Source organism: Alsobacter sp. P4_H11, assembly GCF_056400925.1.
Window position 1 is genome coordinate 25,478 of the sequence record NZ_JBFUKI010000003.1, and the last position, 18,458, is coordinate 43,935.

Genomic DNA, 18,458 nt, shown 5'->3' on the forward strand with positions numbered 1-18,458 from the left:
TCGCGAATGTCAGGCGACGTCGCTCGACAAACCCTACACGCCCGACAAGCGGGAACGGATAGGAACAATGATGAACGGGCGTGAATGATGAATTGACAAACTCAAACGGTCGTATAGGATTGTCATATCGACCGAAAGGGCCTCGCATGTTTTCCTATGTCGCCTACTACCGCGTCTCGACCCGGAAGCAGTCGCTCGGCCTGGACGCCCAGCGCGCCAGCGTCGAGGCCTTCGTGAAGCAGCAGGGCGGAGAGTTGATCGGCCCCGTGTTTGTCGAGAAGGAAAGCGGCGGCGACAACGAGCGCGCCCAGCTTCTCGCCGCGATGGCCTACGCGAAAGCTCATAACGCTTGGGTCGTGATCTCAAAGCTCGACCGTCTGTCACGCGATGTCGAGTTCATTGCAAGCCTCATGAACAAGGGGGTTCGGTTCGTCGTGGCCGAGCTCGGCCACGACGTCGACCCGTTCGTCCTCCATCTCTACGCTGCGCTGGCCGAGAAGGAGCGCAAGCTGATCTCCGAGCGTACGCGCGCCGCCTTGGGCGCGATCAAATCGGGCGTCAGGACCACGAAGACCGGCAACAGGCTCGGGAACCCGCGCGCAGCCGAGGCGGCCGCCCTGGGGGCTGCTGCGGCCTCAGAGCAGGCCACTCGGCGGCGTTCGGCCGTCCTCCCGATCATTGAGCGGTGCAAGGCCGCCGGCGCGTCTACGCTGGCCGAGATCGCCGACTGCCTGAACCGCCTGGGCCACAAGACGCCCCGCGGCGGCTCTTGGGGCCCCACACAGGTCCGGCGCGTCCTGACGGCCTGAGATCCACCGGCAACGCGAAGGGCGCCACGTGGCGCCCTTCGTCTTGTTGGATTGCCCTCCCCGCTTCAGGCGGCGGGGTGCTTCGTCGCGAACAGATAGCTCTCGACCACTTCCATCGCCGAGCGCAGCACCGCGTAGCCCTCGACCGATCCGGAGGCGCCGAGCAGCTTGTTAAAGAGCAGCGGCCCTCGGCCGTTGACATTGTCGGCCGCGATCGCGACCCGCGCGGCGAGAAAGCCAAGCTCGATGCTGTGGCCCTGCGTGACCTTGCTGACGGTGGTGTTGTCGTTCATCGGGTAAACCTCCTCGCCGTCTCTAAGCGGCGTGTTTGGCCCCGGGGCTAGAAATAGCCGACCGTTGGCGGCTCCTCCGCGCCTTTAGGCCTTTCGGCCTTGGACATGCGCGCGGAGACCCCGGGTGCTTCAGGTTCACTCTATGCAGAGTACGGATAGAGAGCTTTCTAGGCCCTTAAGAACGAGCCTATCTTTGAGTAGTCGTGCTTCGCAAGTGAGTATCTTGTCAGTATTGTCGTCTGACATTGCACGACATTAGACGATTCTTGTCTAAATCACTGAAATAGATCGCCTTCCGAATGGAATTGATCTGGACAAGGCCCACTAATTATTTTTGCTCGGTCTCCGGCGACACGTTCCAGCTTGTCGATTGCCTGTTGAATTTCGGCGGCCGTCATCTCGTGCGGTTCTTTGGCCTGGCCATCGTCGCCACGGCCCACACCGGAATGCTTGACGAGCTCTGTTGCGGCCCTGACGCGCGTTCCGCCCGGTTGGCGGCTGTCCAAGGCAATCTCGACAAGCACGGACACCCCGACCTCGGCGCCCTCCGTCTCGAGCCGCTTGCGGGCGTTGCGGCGGATCTCGTCCAGGACGGCCGGCTTGCCGAGGTTCGCCGAGGCCCTTTGCGCCGGCGAGCCGTAGCCGGCTTTCTCGGCCGAATATCGGCCGTCGCCGGTCGATGCAAAGTGCTTGGCGAACACGCGCTCTTGCGGCGTTAGGCGACCTTTAGTGTCCGGCATCCGCGCGGCTCCTGGATTATCGTTTCGGACCCGATTTATCTCAGGTTCCATAACTCCGCGCAAGTTGCGGCCCCGTCCAGTGCCCGAACGCTGGCCCGGGTGCCTATCGGTCACTCGCAAGCCCCGGTGCACATCGGGACAATCTGTCCATTTCCGGATTGGGCGGGGTGGCGCGCAGCAGGCAGGCGAAGCAGCCGCCGCCCTCCGAAGGATGGGTAATTTCGCCAACGATATCAATGACTTAGCTGACCTAGTTTCGCTGGCAGTTTCGCTTTCAGTTTCGCCAGCAAAATCAATAACTTAGAGGCTGCTGCTTCGCTATTTCGCCCTGTTTCGCCACTTGTTTCGCCTTCCAATTTCGCCGGCAATTTCGCCTCGGCTAATCGAACAATCCGGTGTCAGCGCTAACAAGTTGTCCAGGGTAGGACACAACGCGAAGGCCCCTTTTATTTGACTTCTTGTCGCATTTACCCTCGCCGAGCGCTCCGGAGCCGAGCCAAAATTCAATGCACTTTCCGGCCTCCTCCAGCGGGAAACCGTGATCATCGGCCATGCGCTTTGCCGCCCACCGCTCGCCAGCTCTCCGATGTTTGCTCCAAGGCTCCTTAGCGTCCCACGCGGCCGCGATCGCGTCGAATACGGCCGTCGCCCTCTCCGGCGTTAGCGCGGTAACCACGGCCCCTTCAACGCGCGTTGGGACGAGCGACGACTTCCCGTCGCCAACGCCGACCACGTCGAAGCGGTAGTTTTCTTTCCATCCGTCTGGCGCGTCCTTCTGCTTCTCGCATGTCAGAAGGCCCATCGTGGCCGTTTTTGAGCGTTCCAGCTTGAACACGAAGTCGCCGGCGCCGAGCAGCACGGTCGACCCGCGCATGTCACCGTCCCGGTTCGCGTGGTGCACGCCGAGGACGCAACAATCGAACTCCTCGCGCAGCACGTCGCAGTTCTTAACGAACAGCGTCATCTCCTTCTGCAGGTTCTCGTCCGCCCCGGGCATGGCGCGCGAAACGGTGTCGACCACGAGCAGCGCAACGCACGCGCCGTCTTTCAGGATCTTCTCCCGCAACGTGGCGGCGAGCCGGCGCACGTCGTCGGGCTGCATGAAGTCGACGCCCTGCTTCAGGAGCCGGAAGCGGCCGCGCGCGCCATCCGGAACGGCGTGGTGCTTGCGCCAGGCGGCGAGCCGGTGCTTGACGCCCTGCGCGCCCTCTCCCGCCAGGTAGATCACGGCGCCGTTGGGTTTCGATCGGATCGCGTCGCCGTGCCAAGTGTCCCGGCCGTAGGCCACATGCATCGCCCAATCCAACGCGACGAAGCTTTTCCTGGCGCCGGGCGCGCCGTACAGAAACCCGAGCGATTGTTCCGGGATGTGGCGATCGATCAAAAAGACCGGGTCCGGCATGCTCTCCACGTCCTCTTCTGAGTAGAGGTCGAAAAGCTTGGGACCGACCGTCAGGTCGTGAGGGCTCGGGCCCTCGGTGGGGAACAAAGGGGTGTAGTCGGCCGCGGCCTGATCAAACCACACCTCGGCCCGGTCAAACTCCCCGCCGCTATGCTTGTCGGCGAGCTCGTAAACGTAAGACGCACCCACCCGAAATGGCGGCTTCATGCGCTGCCAATCGCCGACGGCAAAATCATAGTTCGGCGCGCCGTCGGTCCAGCGCTCGCACCAATCCCACCACACGTTGAAAGCATCAGGTTGGCCGGCCAGCGCGGCTTTGACCGCTATGCCGTACTTCACATAGTCGTCGCGGCTGGGACAGATAGCCGACGTGTTCGGCGTCGCCGCGATGGCCTTCCGGACTAGGTCCGGGTCGCCCTGCAGCGTTTCCTGCGGCGGTGCGCTATCGGCCGAGGCGCTCGGCCGTTGCACGCGGCCCTTCGGCAGCTTGCCTGCCACGGCCTCGAGCAGATCAGCCACGGCCGCGGCCGACCCGACAGGCAGTTCATCGAACGGGACAAGACTTTCGGTCCAGCGATACGGCTGGCGCGTGCCGGGGTGCACGCCGGACACCACAGCCTGTCGACCCTCCGCAAGTATCTCGACGCGTTCCGCCAGCGTGCCGCGTTCGTTGAGCTCGCCGAACTCCGCTCGCGTGTAGCGAACTTCGGCGTCAACACGGATCAGGTAAAGCGCTTTCGGGGCCTTGCCGATCCGCTTCGGCGGCACGCCGAAGCGGCTGAAGACATCCTCGGCGATAATCGCGGCCCACTCCCGGTTGAGTGTGTCCGCGTCGATGCCTAGCAGCCAGGTTCCGTCTCGCTGTTCACCCATCTTGATGCCGACGCCGGCGCCCGTAGTGTGCCAGCGGTCGAGATCGTCCTCGGTGGCCTCGTGCTTCGTCCAATTGTAGCTCGTCCAGCCGTCATGGGACCGGACCCCAACGGCCTTGCCGCGGCAGCCGGGGTTTTTGCTGAGCGATGATCGCGGCGACAGCTCGGCGTCCGGCGGGACGATCGGGACCAGCCGGCGATAGCCGAGATCCCAAAAGACGCGAAACGGGTTCGGCTGGACGATTGTCGGCTCTGCCGTTTGCGGCAGCCGCGCGCCGACTATGTCGCCAAATTGTACCGACGCCAGGCCGTGTTGATCTAAGGCGCCGTGACGCTCTATAGTGTGGTCATCCATAGCAAGGCCTTTCGGGCCGGGCCCCGTTCGCGCGGGACCCGGCCTATTTTCTTTTCAGGAGTTGGAAACGGCTAGATAGAGGGGAGCTCTCGGCAGGGCCCGGGCTGCATCTATTCTGTTCAATGGCTCGAGCCCGTCGACATACTTAGCGATGCTCGCGACAACGACGAACATGGGGCCGCCTTTCGTCGGGCGTACGGCGTTCAGGACGCCGGCCGCGACAAGGCGCCGAATGTAGCTCCCGGAATAGCCGAGGATCAGCCCGGCGGTGGCCGGCGAAACAAACGCGCGCTCGCGCCAGTGGAGAAGTTGCGGTTCAGACATGGCGGTTCGTTCTCCCGTTCCTGTAGACGGTAGGGGTGCGCTGCACGCGCAAATAGGCCGTGTGGTCAGTAGGTTTTCGCCCGCAGCCCGCTAAGCAGCTTGGCTGGCCTGCCCGCGGCGGCGCTCGTCCCGCTGCGTTTCGAGATCGGCCAAAATCTTCAGCAGATCTTCAAGGTCGCGCTCTAAGGCGTGCCGGTTCACCGGCTCCCCACCCGCTTGGGCCAGCATCCGGTTCCTGACGCTGCGCACTAAGACGAGCAGCTCCGCTACGTCCCAGGCCGTTGCGCGCTGAGCCGCCAAGAGGCGGTCAACGCGCCTGCACGACTTGGCCACGCGGTCGGGAGACACGCCCGTACTATCGGCCCTGACGTGGAATTCTAATCCCAAGCTGCGAGCGGCCGCTTTCCGCAATTCTGTGAGCGACATCCCGGGGTGAAGCTCGCGCATGTCTTCGAATTCAGCTCGAAGCACGAAGTCGTCGAACGTCTTCGAGGGCCTTCCCGGGCGCCGGGACGATTGCTTCATCTGCTCTTCGTAGCCCCGGGCCATGTGTTGCAGGTTCCGCAACGTCTGCTCTTGCCGGTTGCGGCCGACACGGGCCCTTGCGAGTTGATCCAGGAGCTTTTGCATTTTCCCGGGCTTGCTCGTGCTCACGGAGCCGCCCCGATCCAGGCTTTCACGTCCTGCACCCTATAACGAGGCCGGCCCTCGACAGTCGTGATCCGCGGTCCTCGTCCCTCCTGAACCGCCCAATTGTGAAAGGCTCGTTCGGTGTAGCCCGACAAAGCCGAAACCTGGGCGCGAGTAAGAAGCGCGTCAGGCGGCAACGCGCTCAAGTCTGGAGCCGACTTTTTCATCTGTGTTCTCCTCAAGCGAGGCCAATTGCCCCTTGGGGAACAAGATGGAGTGTCGTTCTGCTCCTGGCAATATGTTTTCTTGCTCTCGTCAAATAATTTGAAAGCAACGCGCCATACGTTACTGTCCTTGCACGCCCGGACAATCTGTCCATTTCGTTCGCATTGGACAACTTGTCTTTTTACTGCGGCTTGGGCGCATTGTCCGTCCGCCCGTTGTTGGACAACTTGTCCTTTTCACTCTCGGCCAGCTTCGGTAACAGACGAATATGGTCTGCCCACCGCTCGAAAGCCTTGCGCAAGCTGTCGCGGGCGTCGTCACGGTTGTAGCGTCCCTCGAGGTCGTCGCGGGCGTGACCGAGCGCCAGTTCGGCGAGATCGGGCTCCACGCCGAGGCGCGACAGGCCCGTCCTGAATGACCGTCTCAGGTCGTGGAGGTTGAACGCCACATCGGCCTTCTTCTCCAGGCCGCTCACAAGCTGCGTCCATCCACCGATGACGCCGCCCGAACGCGGCGACGCGAACACGAGATCCGGATCGCGCGCATCGACGGGGCAGGCCTTCAGAAGCTCCGCAAGCGCCGGTGCGATCGGCACGACATGGGACCGGCCCTGTTTCGTGAAGACGGCCGGCAGCTCTATAATGTCGCCCTTGATCATGCTGTGCCGTAGGCCAGCGCCCTCCCCTCGCCGACAGCCCGTGAGGATGAGGAAACGGACGAGCCGGCCGAAGTTCGTGGCCGGGTCTGCGGCGCGCCAGACCGCGCCGAGCTCGGCGTCGGTCAACGCGCGGCCGTGCTGCGCCTTGGCCACCCGATCGGCGCGTGTCGCGCGCTGCTTCCGGTAGCCCTCTAGGGGGTTCTGCTCGATGACCTTGGCCTTGGTCACGGCGTAGGCCAGGAACGCCCGCACGCGCGATCGGAAGTCCTGCGCCGCCCCTGGCTTCCCGGTGCTCTCCAGCCGCTCGATGATGCCGGCCAGGTCCGCCCCTCTTAGCTCGCCGATGTCGGCGTGCAAGTGCCTCGCAAGGCGAGCGCGGAGGCCGGACATCACGACTTTCAGATTGACGTACTGGCGCCGGCGCAAGTCGCGCTCGTAGGCGTCGAGGACGTCCGACAGCTTCGACTTCTCACGCCGCTTCTGCTCGGCCCTCTCGGCCGCCGGGTCAACGCCCGACGCCACCCGCCCCAACAGCACCCGGGCGGCGTTGCGCGCCTCCTGCGTCGTCTTGAACGACTCTGCCGGGCCCACCTTCAGTTTCTTCGAGTTGGCCGAGCGCCCCGCCCCGGCTGGTCGATAAGCGACAATGAATGTCCGGGTCGTCGCCCGGATCCGAATGCCGAAGCCGGTCAGGTCCGTGTCCCACAGGATCAGCTCTTCACGGCCGGCCGGAACGGTGGTCTTGTCGATGACGGCGTCCGTCAGTTTTATTCGCGGCATGGCGGATCCAAGGGAGTGGTGAACTGTCAGGCGCTCTCCAGGTAGCACAATGGCAGCACCGTTCGCCAGACACAGGTTCACCGTCGTTCCGCTTCGTTCCGGCCGAAACCGTTGGCCTACCTAGGAACTCCGGACCACGTTCCGCCGGATGCAACTCGGTTCAGTCTATCCGAGGTATTTGGTAAGGGAGAGGTCGACAGTTCAATCCTGTCCGGCAGCACCAGAATTCCCTGCAATCAGTACAAAGATTCACGCCAGCTGCGTCTCGCAACGGCAGAACGAACCGCGGCCGTGCATGAGCGTGGATGCGCTGTGGCTCAAGACCGTCAGCACGCCGCCATTGGTTGATCCAGGACAATGAAGCCGCAGGGCGGCCGTATAGGCTGAAGTCCGTGCGAGCCGGGGCGTGTCTCCCAATGGAAGCCGGTCCCGGCGGACCCGGGCGGCGTTGCGGCGGCCCCGTGCTGGTCCGGGCGGGCAGAACCTGATTGCATCAGATGGGAGATGGGCGATGAGAGGTCTTACCCTTGTTTCGCTGGCGGCTCTCGCCCTCATGGCGCCGGCCTCGGCGCAGAACAGCCCTTATTCGGAGCCGGCCGCGCCGCGGATGGGGGGCTACGCGGACCCGGCTGTGCCGGCGCTCGGCGACGTGATGCTCTCGGCTCAGCTTCGTCACATCAAGGTCTGGTTCGCGGGCCGCACCGGCAGCTGGGCGCTGCTGAAGCACGAGGCTGTACGCCTGCAGGACACGCTGATCCGCGCGGCCATGCTCTACCATGGGATCCCGATCGAAGAGGTTGCGAAGATCAACGATCCGATCGCGGCCATCATCCAGGCCTCGGAGGAAAGAAACGTCGCCAAGTTCCAGGCCGCCTACGCGGACCTGACGTCCGCCTGCAACAGCTGCCACAAGTCCGGCGGGGTGGAATACATCCGGATGCAAACGCCCTCGGCGTCGCCCTTTTCCGACCAGGCTTATCCCGGCCTGCCATAAGGCCGGCGCCCTCGGTGAACGCGGGCCAGCGGCCCGGCGACAACGGCGAACCGGAAGCTGGGCATCGATCGAGAGCGTGTTCCACGCCAACGACGCCCGGCCCCGGGCGCCTCACGTCCAGTCGCCTGGCTCAGCAGGCCTCGACGGCGAAGGAGCCGGCCGGGGCCAGCCCGGCCCGCAACGGCGCTCAGTGCGCCTTTGAGTCCGACCAGCTGAGAAACATGCCGACATCGCCGGGCAGGCCCTGGGGCCATTCGATGATCATGGCCTTCAGCTTGTAGCCCGCGGGCCGCAGCTTATCGCGCCAGATCTCGTAGGCCTGGCGCGGCCGGCCCGTCAGGGTCTCGGGCCAGCCTTCCTCGGCGTTGTTGATGGCGCGGCCGCCGTCCGAGCAGAGGGCGTTGGGGAAGCGCATCACCATGATCTCGGACACGCCGTTCTTGGCGGCCTCGCGCAGCCGGGACCCGAGGCGCCGCTTGATGCCCTCCATCACATCGGGCGTCAGCGACAGCGGAGTGGCCATGGTCTTGATCAGTTCGTTCTTGGCCTGATCGGCTTTCGCCATGGCGCTGACTTCCGCCATCGCCTCCGCCATCGACATGTTCTCCATGTACTTGCGCAGCTCATCCGCGCTCATGAAGACTTCGTCGCCAAGCGTTGCATGCTCCTTGGCCTGCGATGTGGTTGCCGCCATGGTGATCTCCTGTCCCACGCATACCGGCGCTCCGGCGCCCGTCACAGGCGCGGCGCGATCCGGGCCCGTCCTCCCCGGAGCTACCGCATCGTCCGGCCCACGGACTGAGCAGGATCAGTTTTGATCCGACGCCCGGCGCTAGGATGCCGGCCAACGCAACTCCGCCGCGCCAGGCGCGCCGTCTCGTCCCCGATCGGGAGAGGGCGTTGGCGATGTCCCGCAATCCCGGGACCGGGCTTGGCGCCTGCAACCACCGAAAGGAACGATCTCATGAGCTCAGCGAAAGAGCCCAAGGCCATCACCGCGGCCTCGCACTTCAATCCGATCGTCGTCTGGGAAAACTATTGGACAGACGCCCTGCAGCGCTCCGTGCTCATGCTCGACACGCTGCGCAGGCGCGGCAACACCTTCAAGGCCCAGTCCGAGAAAATCGCCCCGCACATTCTCAATTTCGAAGGGGAGGTCGTTCTCGACGGGCGCACGCTCGAGCGGCCCGTCAATTATGCGCTTCTGCGCATCAAGCCGCGCAAGGGCGTCTCGATCGACCACCGCAAGCGCCCCTTCATCGTGTTCGATCCCCGGGCCGGGCATGGCCCCGGCATTGGCGGCATGAAGCAGGACAGCGAGATCGGCGTCGCCCTCGAGGCCGGGCATCCCTGCTACTTCGTCGGGTTTTCGGCCAAGCCCATCGAAGGCCAGACCATCGAGGACGTTTGCGTCGCCGAGGCGACGTTTATCGAGAAGGTGCGCGAGCTGGAGCCCGAAGCCGTCGGCAAGCCCTGCCTGATCGGGAACTGCCAGGCGGGTTGGCAGATCATGCTGACGGCGGCGATCAAGCCCGACCTCGCAGGCCCGATCATCCTCGCCGGATCTCCGCTGTCCTACTGGGCCGGCGTGCGCGGCAAGAACCCGATGCGCTACCTGGGCGGCATGCTCGGCGGCACGTGGATGACGGCGTTGGCCGGCGATCTCGGTCATGGCGTCTTCGATGGCGCCAGCTTGGTCGCCAACTTCGAGCAGCTCCATCCCGAAAACACGCTGTGGGAGAAGGCCTACAACGTCTACGCGAAGATCGACACGGAGCCGCAGCGCTTCCTCGACTTCGAGACGTGGTGGGGCTCGCCCGTTCTGCTCAACGCCCAGGAGATGCAGTGGATCGCCGACAACCTCTTCGTCGGCAACAAGCTGCGCGAAGGCGGGATCGTCACGTCCAAGGGCGAGCGGGTCGACCTGCGCAATGTGCGCTCCCCCATCGTGGTGTTCTGCTCCTGGGGCGACGACATCACCCCGCCGCCGCAAGCGCTGGGCTGGGTGCTGGATCTCTACGACAAGGACGAGGACGTGGTCCTCGCCGGCCAAACCATCGTCTACTGCGTGCACCAGACCATCGGGCACCTCGGCATTTTCGTGTCCGGCAAGGTGGCCACGAAGGAGCACAGCGAGTTCACGTCCTGCATCGAGATGATCGATCTGCTCCCGCCGGGCCTCTACGAAGCCGTGATCACCGAAGCCGGCCCGGACACGCCGCGCGCCGACCTGATCGAGGGCAAGTACCTCTTCACCGTGGAGCCGCGCTCGCTCGACGACATCCGCGCCTTTGGGGTCAACAGCCCGGATGACGAAGCCCGCTTCGCCACGGCCGCGCGCGTATCCGAGATCAACAAGGGTCTCTACCAGACGTTCCTGTCCCCTCTCGTGCAGAAAGCCTCGACGGAGAGGACCGCCGAGATGCTGCGCGACCTGCATCCGCATCGGCTGCGGTTCTCGGCCATATCGGACAACAACCTCATGTCCGGCGCGATCGAGAAGGCCGCCGAGACGGTGCGCGCCAATCGCCGGCCTGTCAGCGAGGACAACCCGCTGCGGCACGTCGAGGACATGATGTCCCAGCAGATCAGCAACGGGCTCAGGACCTGGGGCGAGCTCCGGGATATCTGGACCGAGCAGGTGTTCCTGGCGACCTACGGCAATCCCCTCCTGCAGGCCATGGTGGGGCTGAAGGGGGCGCCGGCGGACGAGAAGCACCAGATCGTGCGCGACATCACGCGCCGGGGCGATGCAGAGGCGCTCAGGAACGAGGTCGAGAGGACCCTGGACGAGGGCGATATGGTCGACGCCGTGTTGCGGGCCGTGCTTTACGTCGCACGCGGGGCCAATCGCGGGGCGGACGAGCGGTCGTTCAGCACGCTGAAGGCGATCGCCTCCAGCCTTCCGCAAGGGCTGAAGGTGGGCCGGGACAGGCTGAAGGACGCTTTGCGGCGCCAGGCGCTCACTTTGTCGCTGGACGAGAGCCGGGCTTTGAAGGCCTTGCCGAACCTCCTGCCCGACGATCCGCAGCAGCGTCACAACGCCCTTTCGCTCATCAGGGCTCTTTTCGAGAGCCGCGACAGGACGGCGGAGGAGACGCGCCGTCTCGCCGAAGTCTCCGCGATCTTCGAGCCGAGCCGGGCCCGGGTGGTCCACCGCCAGCCCGCCGCCTCGTGAGCGAGGATACCGCCATGACGAATGCGCTCGCCGGCCGCAAGGCCCTGGTCATCGGGGTCGCGAACGACAAGTCGATCGCGTGGGGCATCGCGTCGGCGCTTCGCGCCGCCGGCGCCGAGCTCGCGATCACCTACCTCAACCCCAAGGCCGAGCCCCACGTTCGGCCTCTCGCCGAAAAGCTCGGCGCCCAGATCGTCGCGCCGCTGGATGTGGCCAGGCCGGACGACGAAGACGCGTTGTTCAACAGGATCGCGATGGAGTGGGACCGGCTCGACATCGTGGTCCACTCGATCGCGTACGCGCCGCGTGACGATCTCCATGGGCGCGTGATCGACACCACGGCGGACGGATTTGGCCAGGCGATGGACGTCTCGGTGCACTCCTTCGCGCGGCTCTGCCGCAGGGCGGAGCCCCTGATGCGCGCCGGCGGATGCTGCATGACGGTCAGCTACTACGGCGCCGAGAAGGTGATCTCGACCTACAACATGATGGGTCCCGTCAAGGCCGCCCTGGAGGCGACAGCGCGCGAACTGGCGTCCGAACTCGGACCCCGCGGCGTGCGCGTGAACGTGCTGTCGCCCGGCGCCATGGCGACCAGGGCGGCCGGCGGCATCGCCGAGTTCGACTCGATGCTGGAGGCCACGATCGAGCGATCGCCCATGGGCCGGCTGGCCAGCATCGAAGACGTGGGCGCCACGGCGGCGTTCCTGGCCGGCGACGGCGCCCGCAGCATCACGGGCGAAACGATCCACGTGGACGCCGGCTACCACATCATGGGCTGACGCCCATCCGCCTTCGGTCCTTTTCAAAAACTTCAGAAAGGCTGCTCATGAGCGCCCGCGATACGATCAGCAACCGGACCTGGGACGAGCTCGACGTCGGCGACACCGCGAGGGTTGAGCGGGTCTGCGCCGTTCAGGACCTGATCCTGTTCGCTCACGCTTCGGGAAACACGAACCCGCTGATGCTGCCATCTGCGGACGAGGCCGCCCAGCCGGGCGACCTCGCTATGGCGCCGTCGCTCTGGGTGGGCTCGCTCATCTCGGCGGTTCTGGGCAACATCCTGCCAGGGGCCGGGACGGTGTACCGGAGCCAGAGCTTCCGTTTCCCGTCGCGGGTGCATGTCGGCGACCGGCTGCTCGCCACGGTGAAGTGCGTGGCCAAGCGGGAGCGCCCTGTTGCGGTGTTCGAGACGACCGTTGCGACCGCCGATGGCCGGCTCGTCTGCGAGGGGACGGCCGAGGTGGAGACGCCGCTCGCTTCCGTGACGACGCCGCGCCGGGCGCTGCCGCAGATCATCGTCGACCAGGAGGATCACTTCGCCAAGCTCTTCACGGCCGCCGCAGGCCTTCCGCCGCTCAACACCGCTGTGGTCTGCCCGGACGATCGCAATTCTCTCGAAGGGGCGGTGCTGTCCGCCAGGAGCGGCCTGATCCGTCCGATCTTCATCGGCGACGAGGCCGCCATCCGCCGCATGGCGGCCGAGATCGACGAAGACATTTCGGGCTTCCAGATCGTGGCCGAGAAGGATCCCCGCGCCGCGGCCGCCAAGGCCGTCGCCATGGTGCGCGCCGGCGAGGCGGCCGCGATCATGAAGGGCAACATCCACTCGGACGAACTGCTCGCACAGGTGGTGAAGAAGGATGGCGGACTGCGCACCCAGCGGCGCATCAGCCACTGCTTCGTGCTGGACGTCCCGACCCTCGAGCAACTGCTCTTCGTGTCGGACGCGGCCATCAACATCGCGCCGGACCTGACCACCAAGGTCGATATCGTCCAGAACGCGATCGACCTGGCGCAGGCCTGCGGCATCGCAAAGCCCCGCGTCGGCGTGCTGTCGGCGGTGGAGACCGTGAACGTCAACATCCCGTCGACGCTGGACGCCGCCATCCTGTCCAAGATGGCCGACCGGGGCCAGATCAAGGGCGCGATCGTGGACGGCCCGCTCGCGATGGACAACGCCATCGACCTGGAGGCCGCGCAGACCAAGGGCATCGCCTCCCTGGTCGCCGGCCGCGCCGACATCCTCATCGTCCCCAACCTCGAAGCCGGCAACATGCTGGCGAAGGAGTTGACGTTTGTGGCGCGCGCGGAGGCGGCCGGGCTCGTGCTGGGCGCGAGCGCGCCCGTGATGCTCACCTCGCGCGCGGATGACGCGCGCGCGCGCAAGGCCTCGTGCGCGCTGGCGCTCCTGTACGAGCACTTCCGGCGCGAGGGCGCGCCCGCGCGCAGGCTCGCATCATGAGCGCGTGCCTGCTCACGCTCAACGCGGGCTCGTCCTCGCTCAAGTTCGCGGCCTACGCGGTGCGCGCGGGCGAGCCCCACCGCCTCGCGCGCGGCCAGGCGGAGGCGCTCAAGGGCCATCCGCGCTTCGAGGCGCGGCTGGGGGACGGGCCGAAGCAGAAGGCCGCGCTGGGGGATGGCGGCCCCGCCAGCCACCGGCAGGCGCTGGACGCGGTGCTGGGCTGGCTCGCGGAGCATCTGCCCGACCACGAGGTGGCGGCCGTAGGGCACCGCGTGGTGCATGGCGGGCGGTTCTTCTCGGGACCGGTGGTGGTCACGGACGAGGTGCTGGAGCGGCTTCGCCTGCTGGAGCCGCTGGCGCCGCTTCACCAGCCGCACAACCTCGCTGGCGTCGCGGTCGGCAGGCAGGCGTTCCCGGGCGCGGTGCATGTCGCTTGCTTCGATACGGCCTTTCACCGCGGCCATGGCTTCGTGGAGGAGGCTTACGGCCTGCCCCGCGAGTTGTATGCGGCCGGCATTCGCCGTTACGGCTTTCACGGCCTGTCCTACGAATCCGTCGTGCACCTGCTGCTCGCGACCATGCCGTCCCTGTGGGACAAGCGGCTGGTCGTCGCCCACCTGGGCAACGGCGCCTCGATGTGCGCCATCCAGGGCGGAGCCTCGGTCGCCTCCACGATGGGGTTCACCGCGCTGGACGGATTGCCGATGGGCACCCGGTGCGGCCAGCTCGATCCAGGCGTGCTGCTTTTCCTTATGGCGCATCGCGGCATGGACGCCGCCGCGCTGACGGACCTGCTCTACAACCAGAGCGGCCTGAAGGGACTCTCCGGGATCTCCAGCGACATGCGGGAGCTCGAGGCGTCGGGCAAGCCCGAGGCCCGGGACGCCATCGCGTATTTCGTGGCCCGGGTCCGCCGCGAGATCGGGGCCCTCGCCGCCACCATGGGGGGACTCGACGGCATCGTGTTCACGGGCGGCATCGGCGAGAACGCCTGGCGCATTCGCGAGAAAGCGCTGGAACGGTCGGAATGGCTCGGGCTCGCTTTCGATCCGGAGGCCAACAGGGCCGGCGGACCGGTGATCTCGGGCCCCAACAGCCGCGTCAAGGCGCTCGTGGTGAAGACCGACGAGGAGGCCGCGATCGCGCGGCACACCATCCGGGCGTCGGGCATGGGCCTGCGGCCCCAACCGGGGACGCACGAGTTGGCGGGGGAACTGGAATGAAAACCGCGATATCGGCCCGGGACGCCGCCGCTATGATCAAGGACGGCGCGAGCCTCATGATCGGAGGCTTCATGGGAGCGGGCAGCCCGCACCGGCTCATCGACGCACTCGTCGAGGCAGGCCGAAAGAACCTCACGGTGATCGCCAACGACACGGCGCGCCCTGGTTTCGGGATCGGCAAGCTCGTGACCGCCGGGGCGCTGGCGCGCCTCGTCACGTCTCACATCGGCATGAATCCCGAGACCCAGAAGGGCATGCTCTCCGGCCGGATCGAGGTCGAGCTGACACCGCAGGGAACGCTTGCGGAGCGTATCCGGGCCAGGGGCTTCGGCCTTGGCGGCGTGCTGACCCGGACGGGCCTCGGCACGCTCGCGGCGGAAGGCCAGCGCGTGATCGAAATCGACGGAGAGGAGTGGATCCTGGCCAAGCCTCTGAAGGCCGATTTTGCGTTGATCCACGCTGATCGCGCCGACTACCTCGGCAACGTCGCCTACCAGCTCACCGCCACCAACTTCAACCCGGTCATGGCCATGGCGGGCGCCACCGTGATCTGCGAGACGCGCGAGATCTTACCGGTGGGGACGATCCCACCGGACGCGGTGGGCACGCCGGGGGTGCTGGTCGACTACCTCATCGAAAGGCGCGTGTGATGCAGCCGGAAGAGATCATCCATCGCCGCGTCGCCCTCGAGTTGAAGCCCGGCAGCCTGGTGAACCTGGGCATCGGCTTGCCGACGGGCGTGAGCCATTACGTCCCGCATGGGGCCGGTATCCTGTTCCAGTCCGAAAACGGCATCGTCGGGATGGGTTCGCGGCCGCCGGAGGGCATGGCGGACGAGGACCTGACCGATGCGGGAGGCGCATTCGTAGCCGCCGTGCCGGGCGCGGCGACGGTGGACAGCAGCATGTCGTTCGGACTGATCCGCGGCGGGCACCTGGACGTCACAGTCCTGGGCGGCTTGCAGGTCGACGAGCGGGGTTTCCTTGCCAACTGGACGATCCCGGGCAAGATGGTGCCCGGAATGGGCGGGGCCATGGACCTCGTCAGCGGCGCCCACCGGGTGATCGTGGCCATGCAGCACACCGCCAAGGGCGGTTCGAAGATCGTCCCGGAATGCACGCTTCCCATCACGGCGATGCGGCGCGTCACGCTGATCGTCACCGAGCTCGCCGTGATCGAACCGACGGATCGGGGCTTGGTCCTGCGCGAGCGGGCCCCGGGCGTGGCGATCGGGACCGTCCTGGAGGGAACCTCGGCGCGCCTCATCGTGCCGGAGGTGGTGCCGGAGATGAAGCTCGCGGGCGTGCAATCTCCCGAAGACCGCGCCGCCTAACAGGCATCGCTCCGATCCGAGAAGAGGCGGCGGAGCGATCCCGCCCCGCTCACGCGTGAGCAGGGCGGCGAGGCCGGCAGTTTCGTTTTCGCAGTAGCGCCAGTCGCGGTAGGGGTTCGCGCCGTTGAACGACGAGGTCAATCCGTTGCCGGCGTAGACGGCGCTGTTGCTGAAATCGACTCGACATATACGTGCCGAACAGCGACTGCCGAATGGTCGGCGTCCAGTAGTGCAACGCGGCCGCGGTCAGTCCCCAGATGCTGGTGAGCTTCAGATCGCCCGGCGCGCTTCCCGCGATCACGGCGTCCGGCATGCCGAGGTTGCCGACCCCGCCGATGCCCCATCCGGCGGCTTTCCCGAGCCCGAAATAGTTGCCCATGATGTAGGAGCTCGCGCCGTGCGTGTACGTGCCCTGCAGGTAGAGCGCGTCGCCCGAGCCGATCATCGGCAGGTTGAATTTCACGCCGGCGTTCACCGCGCAGCCGTACTCGGTGGAGGGCGCGAAGCCCTGAGGCGTCACGCCGCTGGCCAGCGCGGTCTGTTCACCGACCCTGACCTGATGAAGCGCGCCCGAAAGCTGCGCCGCGCCCCATGAGGCGTCGTAGCGCAACAGGCCCACGACATCCGGCACGCCGGAACCCGCATAGGCGTAGGTGGGTGCGAGGCCGGGTACGGCCGTGACCGCCGTCGCGGTGGCGTTGCGGGCCTCCACCGGGTCCTCGATGGCCAGGGTGGCCGAGAAGCCCGATCCCAGATTGGCCGTGTAGGCCAGAAAATTCGTGAGATCGTTGAGCGACGACTGTCCGGCCGTGATGCCGACCCATTCGAGGTCGCCCTGGTAGAACCCGAAGAAGGATTGCGTGCGCCCGGCCGTCAGGCCGCGAACTGGATGAAGGCGCGGTCCAGAACGACCTGCGTCTGGGCGTTCCCATTGTAGTCCACGCTCGTGCCCGTGAAGGCGTTGCCGATGCGGGTCGCCGTGCCGCTGTAGATCGCGCCGTTGCGGCGCGCGACGTCGACGCGCACAAACGCGCGGAGCAGGCCATAGTCGGTCGCGGTGCGCGTGTCGGCATAGATGCGGCCAAGCCCGCGCGTGCCGGTTGGGTCATCGTTGCGCGCGTAAGTGGTCTGCATCTGGAATTCGTAGCGAACGCGACCGCCGATCCGAACCCCGTGCGCCTCCGCCAGGCGGAACGCGAGGTCGAGCGGATGAACATGCGATTTCAGGTAATCGACGGCTTTGTCGCCGATGTTCTTGCGCGCCCAGAACTCGGAGTCGATCAATCCATAATAGGCGTCGAAGTTGGGATTTGGCTCGACCTGCAGACCCAGTCCCCCGATCAGCGCGCCCGCGCGCCGATGCCGGGTTGTTGGCTACCACCGGCCGGTTTCTTATCGGGCTTCGCGCTACCGGGTCGCGCACTGCAGGGCGGGTCACGTGACGCATGCGGCCGGGCATGTGCGGTGCCGCTAGGATCGCCGATAGGGCGGGCTGACCCGCGCTTCACTGGGGCGCGGGTTTGGCCGCCGGTCCAGGTCAGAAATCCGGATATCGGCGCGCGCTCGGATCCGGCAAGACTTTAGCTGCCAGTGTCCGATAAAATTCGGGATAATTACGACGGACTGTGACAGTTCATGATTGCACCGTGACAAAGTATTTCTGGAAATGGAGGAGGCGTTATGACGGCTCTCGAAGCCAAGCTCGACGAATTGGAGCGCCCGCTCGTTGAGACCTGCGTCGAAAAGATCTGCGGCAGCAGCGAGTTCCGGCTCCGACGCGCGCCTGAAAGCCTATTCGATCGCGCTGGCCGTGTTCGACCGACCGGAATCCTTCGACGGGCAGATCGACCCCGTGGTGCGTATCGAGGCCGGGCGCCTCAGGCGCGCGCTGGAACGCTATTACCATTCGTCCGGGAAGGACGATCCCGTCGTGATCTCGGTTCCGCGCGGCGGCTACGTGCCGGCCTTCCAGAAGCGGACCGAAGATGGCTGTATCCCGAGCGACGAGCATGATCCATGCCCGGAGGAGAAGGAGCGCGAACCGTCGTACCATCACCTCGCGATGCGGGCGCGGCCAAGATCGAACCGGATGCGGTGGAGCGTCGCCGTCGCGGCGGTCGCGGTGGCTCTGCTTGTGACGCTCGTCCCTTTCTGGATTTTCGACGATGGCCAGTACGGCTTCAACTCGTCTTCGTCGAAGCCTCTGGTGGCGGTCACGCCTTTCGTGGCCCAGCGGGGCGACGCCTCGGCGGAGCAGATCGCGAAGGGCTTCTCGGAACAGCTGATCGACCAGCTGGCGTCGTTCAGCGATTTACGAATCCTCGGCCGAGAGGCGATAAGCCAGGCGCCCGACGGACCCCGGACGTCGACCTGGACCCGCTTCAACGTCCGGTAGGT

16 protein-coding genes and 2 pseudogenes are annotated in these 18,458 nt (G+C 66.0%); 9 read left to right on the plus strand and 9 right to left on the minus strand.

All coding sequences use genetic code 11. From position 1 onward, the window contains the following. Nucleotides 1-146: 146 nt before the first annotated feature. A complete protein-coding gene (locus AC1DSZ_RS05895; protein ID WP_476837460.1) occupies nucleotides 147-809 on the plus strand; it encodes a recombinase family protein in 663 nt (220 codons plus the stop codon). Between the two features lie 65 nt (nucleotides 810-874). On the opposite strand, the gene AC1DSZ_RS05900 is transcribed toward AC1DSZ_RS05895, so the two are convergent. From AC1DSZ_RS05900 to AC1DSZ_RS05925, 6 genes are all read right to left on the minus strand, one after another. Next, nucleotides 875-1,102, minus strand: coding sequence for a hypothetical protein (locus AC1DSZ_RS05900; RefSeq protein ID WP_476837461.1), 228 nt, complete (start codon nucleotides 1,100-1,102; stop codon nucleotides 875-877). 275 nt (nucleotides 1,103-1,377) lie between these two features. Continuing rightward, entirely contained in the window at nucleotides 1,378-1,842 is a 465-nt protein-coding gene (locus AC1DSZ_RS05905) for a terminase small subunit (RefSeq protein ID WP_476837462.1), read from the minus strand. A gap of 379 nt (nucleotides 1,843-2,221) precedes the next feature. Further along, entirely contained in the window at nucleotides 2,222-4,471 is a 2,250-nt protein-coding gene (locus AC1DSZ_RS05910; RefSeq protein ID WP_476837463.1) for an AAA family ATPase, read from the minus strand. Nucleotides 4,472-4,525: 54 nt separating this feature from the next. Next, nucleotides 4,526-4,795 (minus strand): hypothetical protein, encoded by a 270-nt coding sequence (locus tag AC1DSZ_RS05915; protein WP_476837464.1) that lies wholly within the window; start codon nucleotides 4,793-4,795, stop codon nucleotides 4,526-4,528. A 90-nt stretch (nucleotides 4,796-4,885) separates the two neighbouring features. Beyond that, nucleotides 4,886-5,425, minus strand: a complete 540-nt coding sequence (locus tag AC1DSZ_RS05920; protein ID WP_476837465.1) for a hypothetical protein — start codon at nucleotides 5,423-5,425, stop codon at nucleotides 4,886-4,888. A gap of 406 nt (nucleotides 5,426-5,831) precedes the next feature. Beyond that, the gene (locus AC1DSZ_RS05925; RefSeq protein WP_476837466.1) at nucleotides 5,832-7,088 is read right to left on the minus strand and encodes a tyrosine-type recombinase/integrase; all 1,257 of its coding nucleotides are present in this window, start codon (nucleotides 7,086-7,088) and stop codon (nucleotides 5,832-5,834) included. A gap of 511 nt (nucleotides 7,089-7,599) precedes the next feature. Here AC1DSZ_RS05925 and AC1DSZ_RS05930 point away from each other — a divergent pair. Next, entirely contained in the window at nucleotides 7,600-8,082 is a 483-nt protein-coding gene (locus tag AC1DSZ_RS05930; RefSeq protein WP_476837467.1) for a hypothetical protein, read from the plus strand. Nucleotides 8,083-8,269: 187 nt separating this feature from the next. Here the strand turns inward: AC1DSZ_RS05930 and AC1DSZ_RS05935 are convergent, their stop codons facing one another. Beyond that, nucleotides 8,270-8,776, minus strand: coding sequence for a hypothetical protein (locus AC1DSZ_RS05935; RefSeq protein ID WP_476837468.1), 507 nt, complete (start codon nucleotides 8,774-8,776; stop codon nucleotides 8,270-8,272). Between the two features lie 270 nt (nucleotides 8,777-9,046). Between AC1DSZ_RS05935 and AC1DSZ_RS05940 the strand changes: the two genes are divergently transcribed. The 6 genes from AC1DSZ_RS05940 to AC1DSZ_RS05965 are packed head-to-tail and all read left to right on the plus strand — an operon-like array spanning nucleotide 9,047 to nucleotide 16,061. After that, a complete protein-coding gene (locus AC1DSZ_RS05940) occupies nucleotides 9,047-11,260 on the plus strand; it encodes a DUF3141 domain-containing protein (RefSeq protein ID WP_476837469.1) in 2,214 nt (737 codons plus the stop codon). Between the two features lie 14 nt (nucleotides 11,261-11,274). Then, nucleotides 11,275-12,042: an enoyl-ACP reductase FabI gene (gene fabI / locus AC1DSZ_RS05945; RefSeq protein ID WP_476837470.1), complete on the plus strand. Its 768-nt coding sequence runs from the start codon at nucleotides 11,275-11,277 to the stop codon at nucleotides 12,040-12,042. A 47-nt stretch (nucleotides 12,043-12,089) separates the two neighbouring features. Beyond that, complete coding sequence (locus AC1DSZ_RS05950; protein WP_476837471.1) at nucleotides 12,090-13,505, plus strand: bifunctional enoyl-CoA hydratase/phosphate acetyltransferase; 1,416 nt, start codon at nucleotides 12,090-12,092, stop codon at nucleotides 13,503-13,505. Then, nucleotides 13,502-14,728, plus strand: a complete 1,227-nt coding sequence (locus AC1DSZ_RS05955) for an acetate/propionate family kinase (protein ID WP_476837472.1) — start codon at nucleotides 13,502-13,504, stop codon at nucleotides 14,726-14,728. Before AC1DSZ_RS05950 ends, AC1DSZ_RS05955 begins: the two co-directional genes overlap by 4 nt. After that, complete coding sequence (locus AC1DSZ_RS05960) at nucleotides 14,725-15,378, plus strand: CoA transferase subunit A (RefSeq protein WP_476837473.1); 654 nt, start codon at nucleotides 14,725-14,727, stop codon at nucleotides 15,376-15,378. Before AC1DSZ_RS05955 ends, AC1DSZ_RS05960 begins: the two co-directional genes overlap by 4 nt. Continuing rightward, complete coding sequence (locus tag AC1DSZ_RS05965) at nucleotides 15,378-16,061, plus strand: 3-oxoacid CoA-transferase subunit B (RefSeq protein ID WP_476837474.1); 684 nt, start codon at nucleotides 15,378-15,380, stop codon at nucleotides 16,059-16,061. Before AC1DSZ_RS05960 ends, AC1DSZ_RS05965 begins: the two co-directional genes overlap by 1 nt. A 49-nt stretch (nucleotides 16,062-16,110) precedes the next feature. On the opposite strand, the pseudogene AC1DSZ_RS05970 reads toward AC1DSZ_RS05965, so the two are convergent. Then, nucleotides 16,111-17,195: pseudogene (locus AC1DSZ_RS05970) on the minus strand (porin). 35 nt (nucleotides 17,196-17,230) lie between these two features. After that, nucleotides 17,231-17,405: pseudogene (locus AC1DSZ_RS05975) on the minus strand (aspartate 4-decarboxylase); the annotation flags it as partial. Between the two features lie 508 nt (nucleotides 17,406-17,913). Between AC1DSZ_RS05975 and AC1DSZ_RS05980 the strand changes: the two are divergent. Then, nucleotides 17,914-18,456, plus strand: a complete 543-nt coding sequence (locus AC1DSZ_RS05980) for a hypothetical protein (RefSeq protein WP_476837475.1) — start codon at nucleotides 17,914-17,916, stop codon at nucleotides 18,454-18,456. The last annotated feature ends 2 nt before the right edge of the window (nucleotides 18,457-18,458 follow it).